At 38.7% G+C, this 15355-nt stretch carries 13 protein-coding genes; 8 read left to right on the top strand and 5 right to left on the bottom strand.

Annotated elements, in window-relative coordinates:
* Positions 1-58: 58 nt before the first annotated feature.
* Positions 59-2926, bottom strand: a complete 2868-nt coding sequence (locus F0919_RS06610) for a DEAD/DEAH box helicase (RefSeq protein ID WP_150031917.1) — start codon at positions 2924-2926, stop codon at positions 59-61.
* A 113-nt stretch (positions 2927-3039) separates the two neighbouring features.
* A complete protein-coding gene (mce, locus tag F0919_RS06615; protein WP_150031918.1) occupies positions 3040-3447 on the bottom strand; it encodes a methylmalonyl-CoA epimerase in 408 nt (135 codons plus the stop codon).
* Positions 3448-3635: 188 nt separating this feature from the next.
* On the opposite strand from mce, the gene F0919_RS06620 reads away from it, so the two are divergent.
* The 8 genes from F0919_RS06620 (at position 3636) to F0919_RS06655 (ending at position 9777) form a co-directional block, all read left to right on the top strand.
* Positions 3636-4781 carry a cysteine desulfurase family protein gene (locus F0919_RS06620; RefSeq protein ID WP_150031919.1) on the top strand — a complete coding sequence of 382 codons (1146 nt, stop codon included), beginning with the start codon at positions 3636-3638 and terminating at the stop codon, positions 4779-4781.
* Positions 4782-4847: 66 nt separating this feature from the next.
* A complete protein-coding gene (locus F0919_RS06625) occupies positions 4848-5174 on the top strand; it encodes a HesB/IscA family protein (protein WP_150031920.1) in 327 nt (108 codons plus the stop codon).
* A gap of 224 nt (positions 5175-5398) precedes the next feature.
* Entirely contained in the window at positions 5399-6310 is a 912-nt protein-coding gene (gene cyoE / locus F0919_RS06630) for a heme o synthase (RefSeq protein WP_150031921.1), read from the top strand.
* A gap of 38 nt (positions 6311-6348) precedes the next feature.
* Positions 6349-6915: a cytochrome c oxidase subunit 3 gene (locus F0919_RS06635; protein WP_150031922.1), complete on the top strand. Its 567-nt coding sequence runs from the start codon at positions 6349-6351 to the stop codon at positions 6913-6915.
* 207 nt (positions 6916-7122) lie between these two features.
* Positions 7123-7866 (top strand): cytochrome c oxidase subunit 3, encoded by a 744-nt coding sequence (locus F0919_RS06640; RefSeq protein WP_150031923.1) that lies wholly within the window; start codon positions 7123-7125, stop codon positions 7864-7866.
* Positions 7867-7949: 83 nt separating this feature from the next.
* Positions 7950-8390, top strand: a complete 441-nt coding sequence (locus F0919_RS06645) for a cytochrome C oxidase subunit IV family protein (protein WP_150031924.1) — start codon at positions 7950-7952, stop codon at positions 8388-8390.
* Between the two features lie 59 nt (positions 8391-8449).
* On the top strand, positions 8450-9145 hold the full coding sequence (locus F0919_RS06650; RefSeq protein ID WP_150031925.1) for an SCO family protein: 696 nt from the start codon (positions 8450-8452) through the stop codon (positions 9143-9145).
* Between the two features lie 44 nt (positions 9146-9189).
* Positions 9190-9777: a DUF420 domain-containing protein gene (locus tag F0919_RS06655; RefSeq protein ID WP_150031926.1), complete on the top strand. Its 588-nt coding sequence runs from the start codon at positions 9190-9192 to the stop codon at positions 9775-9777.
* 45 nt (positions 9778-9822) lie between these two features.
* Here the strand turns inward: F0919_RS06655 and F0919_RS06660 are convergent, their stop codons facing one another.
* From F0919_RS06660 to F0919_RS06670, 3 genes are all read right to left on the bottom strand, one after another.
* A complete protein-coding gene (locus F0919_RS06660; protein ID WP_150031927.1) occupies positions 9823-10563 on the bottom strand; it encodes a ParA family protein in 741 nt (246 codons plus the stop codon).
* 22 nt (positions 10564-10585) lie between these two features.
* Positions 10586-11212 (bottom strand): deoxynucleoside kinase, encoded by a 627-nt coding sequence (locus F0919_RS06665; RefSeq protein ID WP_150031928.1) that lies wholly within the window; start codon positions 11210-11212, stop codon positions 10586-10588.
* Positions 11213-11360: 148 nt separating this feature from the next.
* A complete protein-coding gene (locus F0919_RS06670) occupies positions 11361-15257 on the bottom strand; it encodes a beta strand repeat-containing protein (RefSeq protein ID WP_150031929.1) in 3897 nt (1298 codons plus the stop codon).
* Between the last annotated feature and the right edge of the window lie 98 nt (positions 15258-15355).

A 15355-nucleotide genomic window follows, 5' to 3' on the forward strand; every position in this document is an offset into this window, starting at 1 on the left:
ATAAAAAATTTAAGGACTAAGAATCATTATTATTTCACCGGCGAATTCCACATTGTTGTTATCCAAACAAATAAGCGACGTCTTCTTCACTTAAGTTCTTTACAAAACCTTCTTCAGCGCTGATTAAATCTTCTGACAAGGCCCTTTTCTTCTGTTGCAAGGCTATGATTTTTTCTTCAATTGTGTCCTTGCAAATCATTTTATAAGCAAATACGTTTTTAGTCTGCCCGATACGATGTGTTCTGTCTATGGCTTGCTGCTGAACGGCAGTATTCCACCATGGGTCAACAAGGAAAACATAATCGGCAGCTGTCAGGTTTAAACCTGCATTTCCGCTTTTAAGGCTTATTAAAAATACTTTTGTATTGTCCTCTTCCGATTGAAATTCACTTACCATTCGTTGTCTTTCCTCCACAGGCGTATCGCCGTCAAAATGGAAATAAGAGATATTTTGTTCCCTGCATTTTGCTGCAATTAAATGAAGCATGCCTTTGAATTGGGAGAAAACAAGTGTCTTGTTATGTTTAAGATTTTCCAATTCTTCCATCAATATTTCAATTTTGATCGACTCCTGAAAATCTTTGTTTTCTTCCATTAAAGAAGGCGCTCCGCAAACCTGCCGCAGCTTCATAATGCCGGCAAGGATATTGAGTTTATTTTTTTCTAACCCGCTGGATTTTATATTAAGAAAAATACTGTCCCTGATTTGATTTTTCACAACTTCATACAACGCTTTTTGTTCCTCACCCATCTGGCACCAAAGCACACTTTCCGTTTTTTCCGGAAGATCGGGGGCTACCTGCTCTTTCGTACGGCGCAGCACAAATGGCGCTGTCATTTTTTGCAATGCTTTTATTTTCTCTTTATCTCCGTCTTTATCAATCGGGTTGGCATATTCTCTCCTGAAAAATTCCTGTCCGCCAAACATACCGGGCAATAAAAAGTTAAGCTGCGCAAATAAATCAAAAGTGTTGTTCATGATGGGCGTACCACTCAAAGCTACTTTCGCTTTGGCATCCAACTGATTGGCAGCTCTGGTTATTTGTGCCTGCACATTCTTTATATTCTGGCTTTCGTCGACTACTGCCGTATCCCAGGGAATGATTTTTAGCTCCTCAATGTCGCTCCGCATCGTACCATAACTTGTAATAAGCACGTTACAACCCTCTGTAAAAAAGGATTCGAGGTTTCTTTGCAAGCCATTATATACAAAGATTTTTAATGCGGGAGCAAACTTTTCCAATTCATTTTTCCAGTTGTAAATAAGAGAAGCCGGGCAGGTGATAATATGCCTGGATTCCGGGTTTTGCTGTAGCCGCCAGGACAAGAAAGTAATGGTTTGCAAGGTTTTCCCCAAGCCCATATCATCTGCCAGACAAGCGCCTGCACCTATTTCAGACAACAAAGCCAGCCATTCAAAACCTTTATGCTGATAAGGCCTTAGCGTAGCATTAATATTTGCCGGAATTTCATAAACCGTTTGATTTTCGTCCTGCCAGTTCTGCCAACGCTGCAACCATTCTTTGTTTATAGTTGGTTCCAAAACATCTTTAGCTTCTCCTTTTTCAAGGCTTAACATCATCCATTGCGGAATGGTAATTTCGTCTTTTGAAATTTTCCCATGCTTAACAATCGGAGCATATTGCGCCATCCAGGCATCTTCAAAAATGGCGATGGAATTATCTTTCAGCAATACGGAGTTTTGTCCCGCCAGTAATAATTTCTGCAACTCATTCAGGGCTATCTTTTCTTTTCCGAAAGTTACCTGAAATTGTAAGGTAAGTGTTTCATCCTCCTGTTTTAAAACAGCCATTGCAGTATTTGCTTTGTATTCCGAATACCTGAAATGACGCAGCATTTCCAGACCGATAATTTCACAATTCTGCTCCAGCAATCCATGATAAACTTTTAAAAACCATTGCTTCTTTTTGGCATCTGCAAAACTGAGGTAGAAAAATTTATTACTCTGTTTTGCAAAATTTGCATGAAGCGATTGGAGGTATTGTGTAAAATCGGATTCATTTTTTTGCCTGCGTACGATGGAATAAGCTTCACCATTTCTTGTAGTTTCATGTCTTTCCTTCCATTCTCCGTCTACAATAATACCATCGTATTTCCACCTTGGGGTAAACATCAACATTGTTTCGCTTATCTCGCTCAGGTAAACACAATTTACAGGTTCCGCATCAATCTCCCGTTTAGAGAAAAGATTGTTCCGGTTTACTTTATGTGTTTCTTCCAGCTTCTGAACAATCCGCTGGGCAAGCATTACAGGATTATGGCTGTATTGCTGTGGCTGACTGGCTTCCAACCAATCCAATGTCAGATAATCATTGGGGTGCAGAAGATAATAATCTGAATTGTTTTCTATGAGGAAACGATATCGTTTCACTTTGTCCAAAGGGAAAATAGTATCGCCGCATTGCAGGATGGGTTGAATATACAAACCTCCGTCACTATCTTTTTCTACTTCAAACCGTAATGCAGGCAAGGCCTTATGAATGGTACATCTCGATATGAGGTAGCTTTTGTTTTCAGGATTTTTAATGCGGTGATACGTACGTAAATCCGGTTCAGCCTTCATCAAATCACTTAACAATTCATGAATATAACGCGTTACCGTTTTATCGAGAAAACGTTCTAAGGGAATGCCGGATTTTTCTTTTGCATGTTTTTTCTTTAACTGGCTTACTTCAAAAGCAATGTCTTCGTCATTAAATCTTGATAATAAAGTTCTGGCTGCATCCGAATATTTATTAAAATAACGTTCAATCTGCGAACCATCTAAAGGAAACATTTCAAACGGAACCTTTTGGTTGGCCCGGACATGTAAAGAATTAAAAATACTGTTGTGATTAAAAATTTCATCCGGACATAAAACCAATGCGGCTACAGGTACGGTTCTTACAGGAACAGATGGGGGCATTTTATTTGATGTAAGATATTAGATGTTAGATTTTATATATTAGGAAATGACAATTTGATTCATCAGGATTAAAGGAAAATTAGTAAATCATAATAATCTTTTAATCCAATAAACTATAGTGAGGATCTTTCCTGACATAATTCTATCAAAACGCCATTCGTTCCTTTGGGATGCAGGAAACAAACCAGTTTATTATCGGCTCCTTGCTTTGGTTTTTCATTTAAAAGCACAAAACCTTCTGATTGTAATCTTTTCATTTCTGCTTCTATATCCTCCACATCAAAAGCTATATGATGCATACCTTCTCCTTTCTTTTCCAGAAATTTAGTAATAGGACTTTCGGCTATTGTTGCCTCCAGTAATTCAATTTTGGTTTCGCCGGTTTGAAAAAAAGCTGTGTTTACGCCTTCGCTTGCAACAGTTTCTGTTTTATAGCAAGTTGTGTTCAATAATTTTTCAAATAAAGGAATGGAAACTTCCAAGTTATTTACAGCTATTCCAATATGTTCCACTTTCTTCATTTTTACTAATAGTTTTTATAGATATGAAAATCAATACAGGCAATGGTTACAAAAGGGCGAAAATAAAACATTAAAGCTAATTTTGTCCGAATGCATTAATTCGAAATTGAAATAAACAGCTTTGTGTTTAACAAGAATTGAAATAATTGCGGGGAAATTTTATACTTTGGAACGGAAGCTAATGAACTATGATTTATCTGGACTATAATGCTACCACGCCATGCGACGCTGAAGTATTGAAGACCATGTTGCCTTATTTCACAGAGAAGTTTGGGAATGCTGCATCAAAAACACATCCTTATGGTTGGATTGCAGATGAGGCTGTGACTAAAGCAAGAAAAGAAATTGCCCGTTTGATAAATGCCGCTGATAGTGAAATTGTATTTACTTCAGGCAGTACGGAAGGGTGTAATCTTGCGCTGAAAGGCATTTATGAAAACTATGCTTCAAAAGGCAATCATATTATTACTTGCCGGACAGAGCATAAAGCGGTTTTAGACACTTGCCAACATCTTGAAAAACAAGGCGCTGAGGTTACGTATTTGGGAGTGGATAGTAAGGGTTTAATAAATCTTTCGGAACTGGAAGAAGCCATCAGACCGGAAACGATTTTAATAGCGCTGATGTATGCCAATAATGAAACAGGTGTTATTCATCCGGTTAAAGAGATAGGAATTATTGCAAAACGGCATAAGGTTTTATTTTTTTCGGATGCTACACAGGCAATCGGAAAATGTAAGGTGGATGTGGAGGAAGATGAAATTGATATTCTGGCAATGAGTGCACATAAATTTTATGGGCCAAAAGGTGTCGGAGCTTTATATATCAGAAGAAGAAATCCGAGAGTTAGTATTGCTGCTCAGATAGACGGTGGCGGACACGAACGGGGATTCAGAAGTGGGACATTAAATGTACCCGGTATTGTGGGGATGGGTAAAGCGACAGCGCTTTGTTTTGTGCAATTGCAGGAAGAGCGCGATCATATAAGAAAATTAAGAGACAGATTGGAAACCGGTTTGGTTAATTTGGGAAATGTTATAATAAATGGAGATACGGCAAAAAGATTGCCTAATGTTACAAACCTTTCTTTTGAAGGGATTGGCGCAGAAAAGCTACTAAGCCTGCTGAATGGCGAAATTGCATTTTCATTGGGTTCAGCTTGTACATCGGCAAGTAAAGAACCTTCACATGTTTTGGCGGCAATGCATCTGGAAGATTCGATTATTAAAGAATCCATCAGGTTAAGCCTGGGAAGATTTACAACGGACGAGGAAATTAATATGGCAATTCAGATTTTCGGGAAAGCCATAAAACGATTAAGACATATTGATTGATTTATTTTAAATAAAATTTAACTTTGCGGAAATCGCCGCTTAAGCACACAGATTAAAAACTTTATCATGATTTTTATTACGGACAAGGCCAAAGAAAGAGTATTGCAAATACACGAGGAAGAGCATTTGGGGCCTGATTACTTCCTCAGAATCAGTGTTGTGGGAGGAGGTTGTTCCGGACTTTCCTATAAACTTGACTTTGATAATGAGCCTCAAAAGGGCGATCAAATCTTTGAAGACAAGGGAATAAAGTTGGTAACGGATATCAAAAGTTTTCTTTATCTTTGTGACACTACATTAGAATTTACAGCAGGCCTGAATGGAAAGGGCTTTCACTTTATAAATCCGAATGCAAGCAGGACTTGTGCATGCGGAGAGAGTTTTGCGGTGTAGGTGATACATTGAACGTTGGCCATAGCGGAACTAAGCCTAAACTGCAATTTTTGGCGGGAGCAATTAGCTCCCGCTTTTTATGGCTTATACTTGATTGATATTCATTATAAGTCATTATTAATCAGCAAGATTCGACACTTTCCAAAATTCTTCCGTCAAAAAACTGTAAAACTTTTACCTTTGCGCCTCGATACCGTCTTCCATAATCAATTTTAATACAATTCATGCTTCGGGAAGAGCCTATAAAAGTAAAAGAATACTCCTTTGCAGTTGCGAAAATCCGCGATTATGCTCAGCTAATGAAGCCTAACCTGAGCTTCATGGTAGTATTCTCCAGTGTGGTAGGATATCTGATAGCTCCCGGCATCCCTTTTGTTTGGTCAAAGGTGTTATTGCTCTTCATGGGTGGCATGTTGATTACAAACGGCGCCAATATTATCAATCAGATTCTGGAACGATACAGCGACCGGATGATGAAACGCACCATGAACCGTCCATTGCCTACAGAGCGTATGGGAACTACGGAGGCATGGGCTTTGTGTTTGGTTTCAGCTGTCAGCGGCTTCTTCATTCTTGCTTATTATTTCAATTTATATTCCGCTTGCCTTAGTTTGTTATCATTATTGCTTTATGGTTTTGCATATACGCCCATGAAGAAGATACATCCTATTGCAACATTCATTGGAGCAATTCCGGGTGCATTACCGCCGCTTATCGGATGGGTTGCAGCAACAGGAACCCTTTCGGGCCAATTGGGCTTAGGCGGATGGGCTTTATTTCTAATCCAGTTTTTCTGGCAGTTTCCGCATTTCTGGGCTATTGCCTGGGTGGGTTATGAAGATTATCTGAAAGCCGGCATCCGCATGTTGCCCTCGGCTCAGGGCAAAACATCTTTTACTGGATTACAATGTATTTTTTACAGCCTTACACTGATTCCATTGGCAATGTTGCCACATCAGTTAGGCTTAAGCGGCCAGACCGGTATGTGGATTTGTATTGGTTGCGGTTTTATGTACACATTCACTTCCTTTTTATTCTATTTGAAAAACGATAAGGCATCGGCCAAAAGACTGATGTACTCTTCTTTTATATATCTTCCGACCGTACTACTGGCTTTGTTGATTGACAGGCCCTGATTAACCGGAAGAATTAATCTTGCAAAAATTTACACGCAATGATGACTGCACAAGAAAGCACACAAAGAAAGAAAATCAATCCGAAGAAGTTTGCCATGTGGATAGCAATAGGCAGCATCATAATGATGTTTGGCGGATTGACAAGCGGTTATATTGTACGCAGATCTCAAGGCAACTGGGAAAATATTAAGCTTCCTGTTGAATTTTACATTTCCACAGTAGTTATATTATTAAGCAGTGCCACTCTTATGCTTGCATTGAGGAGCTTCAGGCAACGGAAAATGCAATTACACCGTAGCATGGTAGGTATTACTTTTGCGTTGGGCATTACATTTACAGTATTACAATATTTTGGCTTCAAAGATTTATTGAACCATATGCAATGGGCAGACAATGTCTCGTTCCAGTATCTGATAGTAATTATTTTAGTACATGCCTTGCATATATTGGGTGGCGTGGTAGCGTTATTTGTTTTATTCCTTCAGACTTACAGCAGAAATGTAAAAAATTACAGTTCCAATGCATTGGAAATTGCAGGTACTTACTGGCATTTCGTTGATATTCTCTGGATATATCTTTTCATATTTTTCCTTACAAATAGGTAAAATAAAATCGACTCGTTCTGTCTTCGACAAGATGAGTCGTTACATAGTTATTGAGCTTGTTGAAATGGGAAACAGATAAAACAATTTAATAATAAGGGAGCATTTTCTGCTGATAAATAAAAAAATATTGCGCGGTTCCTTTAATTAATAAACAACAAATACTAACTTGCAGCGTCTTTCGAGCTATTAAAAAAATTTTACAGTCTTATGACACAAGCTTCTACAGCTACAGCGGATACAAATAAATGGAACGGAGGGACCTCTCCCTTTAACCTGAGTTACGGTAAAATAATGATGTGGTTTTTCCTGCTTTCGGATGCATTGACATTCGGGGCATTGCTGATTAGCTACGGTACCAAACGTTTCTTCAGTAATGTCTGGCCTGATTCCAACCACGTATTTAAGTCATTTCCCGGCTTTGGTGAAAAGAACCTGCCATTGATGTTTGTGAGTCTGATGACTTTTATTTTGATTATCAGTTCCGTTACAATGGTATTGGCGGTGCATGAAGGTCACCATAATAACAAGAAAGGTGTTATTAAATGGTTGCTTTGGACTATCATCGGCGGTATCGCATTCCTTAGCTGCCAATGCTGGGAGTGGGTTCACTTACATGGTGAAGGTGCCTGGTGGGGAAGCTTTGTTGACCCTAAAACAACTTCATTACACGATTTAGAACATTTTTACAATCCTAAGGTATGGGCTTCCATGTCTATTCAGGATGGTGTGAATGCAACTACAAGCTTCTTCAACTTCTTCTTTACGATTACCGGTTTCCACGGTATGCACGTATTATCCGGCGTGGTATTGAATGTAATGATTCTGGTAAATACAGTAAATGGCACTTACCAACGCCGCGGCCACTACGAAATGGTTGAAAAAGTAGGTCTTTACTGGCACTTTGTGGATTTGGTTTGGGTATTTGTGTTTACTTGTTTCTATCTATTGTAATAAAGTACAAAAGATAAAGTACTTCCTATCAGGATTTCTGAATTTCAATTTGCATTTTTAAAATATTATAAAGCTTAAAAAATATGTCTGCACATCATAACAGCGACGACTTATTACATTATTACGAAGGCGATCAATCAAAATTATATTCCGGCATTCTGGCTCATCATAGCGATGAAGCAGGCAGCAAAAAGCAAGTAAGGAGAATTATGATGATTACGCTTTGGCTTACAATCATCACTACTGCAGAAGTGTTGGTAGGTTTATATGCACACTATAATGGCAATATCAGTAAAGTTGCGCTTGCGTTTTATTTCCTTGGGCTTACTGTATTTAAAGCTGCTATGATCGTAAGAGTTTTCATGCACCTTGGAGATGAGAAAAAGAACTTTGTAATGGCCGTTATTATTCCATTGTCATTGTTTATCTGGTTTATCATTGCATTTATTTCAGATGGTGCTTTCTGGTTAAGAATGAATAACACACAAGCTCATACAAAAACGGAGCAGGTACAAAAATGGTAGTTACTTTTTAGGATTTGCCCTCTTATTCTTTAAAATAAGTATCAGTTAAGTTTATTACAATGCGTTCCAACAAAACATTAAAATATATTATAGGAGTTTTGATAGCGGCAGCCGTGCCGCTATCTTTTTTTTTCGTCACAAGACATTTCTCTGACGGGAAACTGAAAATTCCGGGTTATTACCGCCCTGAAGGAACACATGTGGTTATGGAAGAGGGAAAACCTTTTACGGATACCGTTTTCCACAAAGTAAAAGATTTGCAGCTTACTAATCAGCTGGGTAAAACCTTTAGCCTGAATAAGGATTTACGTGGAAAGATTCTGGTAATAGATTTCATTTTTACTACCTGTCCTTCTGTTTGTCCGAAGCTGACTTCCAATATGAATGAAATTCAAAAAGCTTATATTCAGAAGAATCCTGATTTAGTTCAGTTCATTTCCATTTCCGTGGATCCGGTGAGAGATTCCGTTGCTGCGCTAAGGGCTTATGCTAACCGTTTTCATGCCGACCACGACCGTTGGTATTTTTGTACAGGCAACCAGGACAGTATTTTTGATTATGCCAAGAATGAGCTGGGGCTTTCGTTAGATAATGCAGATGTGGCGGGCGATTTCATTCATTCCCAACAAATGGTTTTATTGGATACAGCAAGAAATATCAGAGGTTATTTTGATGGTCTGGACAGAAAAGAAACAGGCCGTCTTGCTGATGATATTTACATATTGAATATCGAAAAACGGAAACACGGCAGATAAAAACAGCAAACTCAAACAAAAAATTTCAAGTAATAAATCAAAAGATGTTAACTCCCTTATTTAAGAAGAATGATAAAAAAGCCAATTGGCTTATCGGTATTGTATCAGCAGTTATAATTTTAGTAGTGGCATCTTTAAGCCGGATACATCCCCCGAAGTTTCCATTTGATTTCAATGTGCATGTTTTTGCTTTTATTAATGCACTTATTAATTCTGTTGTAGCTGTATTACTAATTGCAGGGCTTTGGTCGGCTAAGCAAAGGAAATATACATTGCATCGCAATATTATGATTGCTGCACTGCTGTTATCTGTTCTTTTCCTGGTTTTTTATATCAGTCATCATTTATTTGCGGGCGATACTAAGTTTGGCGACATCAATCACGATGGTATTTTATCAGACATGGAAATTGCAGCTGTTTCAAATGTCCGCACAGTTTATTTCTTCATCCTGGCGAGCCATATTATTTTGGTGACTGTAATGCTGCCATTCATATTATTTACGGCTTACAGGGCTTTAATAGGAGAATATAGCCGCCATAAGAAACTGGCAAGATACACATGGCCTTTGTGGCTTTATATAGCCATTACGGGTGTTGTGGTTTACTGGATGATTATGCCTTATTACAATTAAGTTTCCCTCGTAATCGCAAATTATAAAAGAAGGTGTTTTGTTCAGCTACAAAACACCTTCTTTTATTTCAGTCCATAAGTCAATGAAACATTGTGCCGCTCTGCCATTGGGAGCAAAAGCAGTTACAGGCGCCTGCTCTATGCCCATTTTTTCAACCTCTGATAAATAAGGAATAAAATGTTCAAAGAAGCGATGGTCTTTTGAAAGAGATGCCATAACTTCTGTATGCAATTTCTTACGCATGTCAACCATAGTGAAAAAGCACATCAGCTTTTCAAGAGGTAAATCTTTTTGCTCGAAATAAGCCTTTACAATTTCATAAGTCCTGAGTGAAAGCGTGGTTGGAATGGTAGGCAATAAAATAGCATCTGCAGCTTCAAAGATATTGTCGGCCAAAACGGAGAATCCGGGCGGGCAATCGATAAACACAAAATCATAGTTGTTCTTCGCTTGCCGGAGCATTTGCTTTATCTGTTTCTTTGAGTCTTTATGTTCATCTAAAAGAATATCAAGTTTACGCGAACTTTGATCAGCAGGAATTATATCCAGATAGTCATATTCACTTAACTGCATCAATTCATCCAACGACAGGTTTTTCTCCAATAGCTTTTTAATGCCGCTTTTGGTATTTGCTTCTGTTTTATAATAATAGCTTGCTGCGCCTTGCGGATCAAGATCCCAAAGCAAGGTCCTGTAACCATCATTGGCAGAAAGGTGTGCCAGATTTACACAGGAAGCCGTTTTACCTACGCCGCCTTTTAAATTATATAATGCAATTACAAACATATCAGGAATTGAAGAATCAAAATTAAAAAGTCAAAATACCTTCAGGTAAAGACCCTTCTGATTCTATATATTTAGTTAATTGGTTAAAGTATTGTGGTTCATTAAAATCTACGGTGGTATTGTCCAGCCATAAAACATTGTCCGGGTGCTGTTTGAAATACTGCAAGTATGCATCTTCAATTTCCATCAGATAGCGGGCTGAAATATTCTGCTCATAAGACCTGCCTCGTTTTTTAATGTGTCTTTGCAACCTTTCTACCGGAGTATGAAGATAGATGAATAAATCGGGTTTCGGAAGCGTTGTCTTCATCATATCATGAATGTCGCAAAACAACTTAAATTCTGCTTCATTCAGGTTATTTTTTGCAAACAAAGGGCTCTTTAATATCGTATAATCAGCAACAATCAATTCCTGCTTATCCTGAAACTCTTTTAAGCTTGACTGCAATTGTTGGTACCTGTCTTTGAGAAAAGATAATTCGAGGGGCAGTGCATATTTTTCTTTGTCTTGATAAAACAAGGGGAGAAAAGGGTTCTCCGCAAATTGTTCCAATAAAAGTGCTGCGTTGTAGTATTCGGCCAGTTGTTTGGCGAGTGTAGTTTTGCCGGCACCGATATTTCCTTCAACTGTAATGAAATGGTATTTCATGCTATAAAGATAAGAAAGCAACGTGTAAGTTTAAATTACAATTGCAAAGCCACAAGTGTTGACCTGAGGAGCAGAAGTTGCATCTTATAAAATGTAAAAGGAGCTGTCCAAAAAATGAACAGCTCCTTTTTTATCTAAGAAATAGATATTAGTTCTTAGTCACTTTTATTACAGATGAGTTACTGTTATCATTATACTTAATGATGTAAGTACCATTGGACAAAGCGCTCATGTCAATATTTGTATCATTTGAGGATACTTGTATTTTCTGAATTATTTTGCCTGTAATGTCAATCACCTGAATTGTTGCTTTACCATCTATTTTACCATTTACAGAAACGTTTAATGTCTGATTAACCGGATTTGGACTGGCAACCAATGAAAGTCCTGCAGATGATTTTACGGATAATATTACAACATCAGAAAGAACAGATTTACCATTCGCATCCACCATGTTCAGACGATAGAAATTCCTGCCTTCAAAAGGTTTAACATCGGTAAATTCATATTTGCTGCCTGTTGAAACGTTCTGTGCATTAACAGTAGTCAGTTTTTCAAACTTGCTGCCGTCATTGGAACGCATAATATCAAAATGGCTTGCATCTTTTTCATTCGCGGTTGTCCAGTTCAGAATATTAACAGCACCGGCATTACGACCTGTAAAGGATGACAATTTAACCGAAAGCGGTGTGCTGGTCAACAACAACACGAAGTCAGAAAAGCCTGTTACACCTGTTCTTGAAACGGTGAAATTTGTAGCCGAACCGGTTGCTGCAACAGCAGTACCGACAAGTGCCCAAGGATCTGCCGAAGTAGATCTTTTACCAATCGTAACTGTAGAATAATCAGGAGCATCGCTACCACCGGTAAGTGTCATTGCAACTGTATAAGTACCACCGGCAAGTCCATCTCCTGTACTTACAGTCCAGTAACCGTTTGCAGAAGTATTGGTGTATGTATTACCACCTTCTGTCAATGGCAAACCTGCAGAACCCGGCGCACCTGAATTCCATTTAGCAGTAAGGCTTCCTCCTGTAGTAGGTGCTGTAGTAAAGTCTATAGAAACTTTCCTGCCTACATTTCCCATTCCTATATCAAAAGCCCTCGCCCCTGTTGAAGAACCCAGCCATCTTTTAAACCCACCGATTATTACACCAGCGGAATAAGTATAAGTTCCGGTTGATGAAGCAGAAATTCCTAATACAAAAGTATTTGAGCCTACATTAATTTTACCGGCAGTCATTGTTAAAGTACCGGATACTGTTCCTGTATTTGTACCGCTCAACAACGAGTTGGCATCAGCAAAGGTTACACCTGTTGCATTTGTGTTATTAACTGTCAAAGATGCGAAGTTTGCAGTAGGGCTTGTAGCAGCATTTCTAAATATACCGGAACCTGAAATTACCTGCGCATTTGTTGAAGGTGCAATAGTTGATGTACCGGTATAATAGTATAAACCAAGCGTAGAGGTACAGGTGAAATAACTATTTTCAGTTACAGTAAGATTTCCATTCAGATGCACGATACCAGATGTCCTGAATTCACCACCATTTGTTATCAACAGATTGCCATGTATAGCAGTTGAATAAACTGTTGTAACAAACCTGTTATTTGCAGCTGTACCGTTGATGGTGATATTACCAAAATTCAATTTATTGGATCCCACATAGTTATTTACATAAAATCCGTTAGTAGATCCTCCAGCATCTGATGACACACCATTTCCGAATGCCATTGTATGTGTAGCCGGTACTTCTATGTTAGCAGTACTATTACTGTAATAGAAAGCATAATTCGTACCAGAAGCTGCGTGAGGATCGACGATAGTAAATGTTCCACCTGTCCAGTTAACGTTTTGAGTGGAAATACTTACAAGATAAGTTCCTGAAGCTACACTATTGGCCGTTACCCCGGCGGCATTACCATCTACGTTGATATTACCGCCGCTTTGATTGAATGTAGAACCGGAGTTGATTACCATATTACCATTTAAGTTTAAAGTACCGCCGCTTACAGTCAATATGCCGCTGCTTGTAAATACTTTTTTATCACCGCCTGCAGCACCCATTGTCAAATCGCCGGATGAAATAATCAAAGAAGCACCTGTATTTACTGTTACATTTGACGCAACATTTCCTGAAGTAGAAACGGTAACAGCATTATTGATGTTTACGTTTGAAGAACTTGTAGGAATATTACCACAAGCCCAGGTAGCAGGAGAACTCCAATCTCCGTCAGCAGCAGTGTTATAAGTAGTTGCTGTTATGATACCTTTTTTGATATTGGTTGATGGCGCAGCTACACTAATTGCCGAGATATTTGTTGTAATACTTACCGGAGTGGCTATAACAGAATCGACACCTACTACTGTACCTGCATTGCAGCTTATATCATAGGTCAACCAGAAATTATTGCCGGTACCTGCTGCCAATGCTTTTGACCCGTTAAATGTAATATCTCCATTAGGATTTAGTACAGGAGTACCGAATAAACTGTCTGTATTAAATGTTGTACCCGTGGTGTAGTAGCATCTTGCACGGCTTATATCGGCAATAGTAGAACCAGCCGTATTAAACTTCACAGAAGTAACGCTTGTGTTACAATTATCACCTGCAATATTAATCCTGCCCAAAGTGATATTTGTATTTCCTACCGCTGCAGAAGTTGTAGTAGTAGAAGTATAAGTAGGAGCAACTTGCGCATTTACTTTCTTTTTAGCATTGGTTGAAGGTGTGGCAACGTTCAATAACCCAACATTGGTTGTAATACTCACAGGAGCTCCAACCACTGAATCGACACCTACAACAGTTCCTGCACTGCAACTTATGTCATAAGTTAACCAGAAATTATTACCTGTACCTAAAGCCAATGCTTTTGATCCGTTAAATGTAATGTCTCCGTTAGGGTTTAGAACCGCAGTACCAAACAAGCTATCTGTATTAAATGTTGTACTTGTAGTGTAATAACACTTTGCAAGACTTATATCGGTAACAGGAGAACCAGCGGTATTAAATTTAACAGAAGTAACAGCTGTATTACAATTATCTCCTGTAATATTTATTCTGCCCATAGTAACATTTGCAGTACCCACAGTTGTTGATGTGGTAGTTGTGGCAGTATATGGAGGAGCAGAAGCAGCTACAATATCACGCGTACCCGTAGGATTAGGAGTGGCGGGAACTGAAGGAGTACCTGCAAAAGTATAAGTTGTAAGTCCTGCGTCCAGAACATCTGTCAATGTTGCATTACAAGCGACATCATAGGTCAGCCAGAAATAACCTGTAGAACCGGAAGTTAAACTCTGTGTTCCTACAACAGTAAAGCTACCATTAGGGTTTGCAACAGCGCTACCAAACTGAGATGATGATGAAAATGTTGTAGAACTGGTGTAATAAACCTTTGCATTTGAAATATCTGCCGCATTGGTACTTCCTGCCGTTGTAAATGTAAGACTGGTAACATCACCTGCCGAGCAAGCCGGAACATCAACCCTTAACACCTGAATGCCCGGTGCACCTATAGCAGCACTTGAAGTTGATGGTTGGTTAGTACCCGCGGTTGAAGCACAAGAGTTACACTGCATGGTAAAATAGTTACATTCATTACCTGAAGAAACACACCCTGATTTAAAATTCTTCGTGTAAATAGTAGTTGTTGTAGCAACAAATGTAACCGAAATAGGAAACGTCGCATTTGTAGTAGATGCCAGAGGTGTAGTGCCAGATGTAATAGCTGTATAAACACCTAATGTAAATGGCCCACCGGCAGTTGTCGTTGTATTAGTCGTAGTAATTGTATAAGTTTGTCCAACTGTAAGTCCATTAAAAGTAGCATATTCACTAAAGTAATGGCATTGTTGTGTTCCGGTAGTCGTCGGAAGACATGACGTTCCTGCAGTCCCCGTTCCATAAAGAGCACCTGTATTCCAGTTACATTGTGCATTAGCGGTACCAGCGCCTGTCATTGCGAAAAGCGCTAACATCAAAATCCACTTACTTAAAAGTTGTGGTTTTTGTAAAAAAACATTTGTAATTTTTTGTATCATAAAATCATATTTAATAACACCTACTATTAAAGGGTTTCAGCTTTCCCTGCTTACTCTTGCGGATTTTCAGCAACCTCCTTGGACTTGTGTTTTTTTGC

Origin of the sequence: Taibaiella lutea, from assembly GCF_008629695.1 — a bacterium.
GTDB lineage: Bacteria > Bacteroidota > Bacteroidia > Chitinophagales > Chitinophagaceae > Taibaiella > Taibaiella lutea.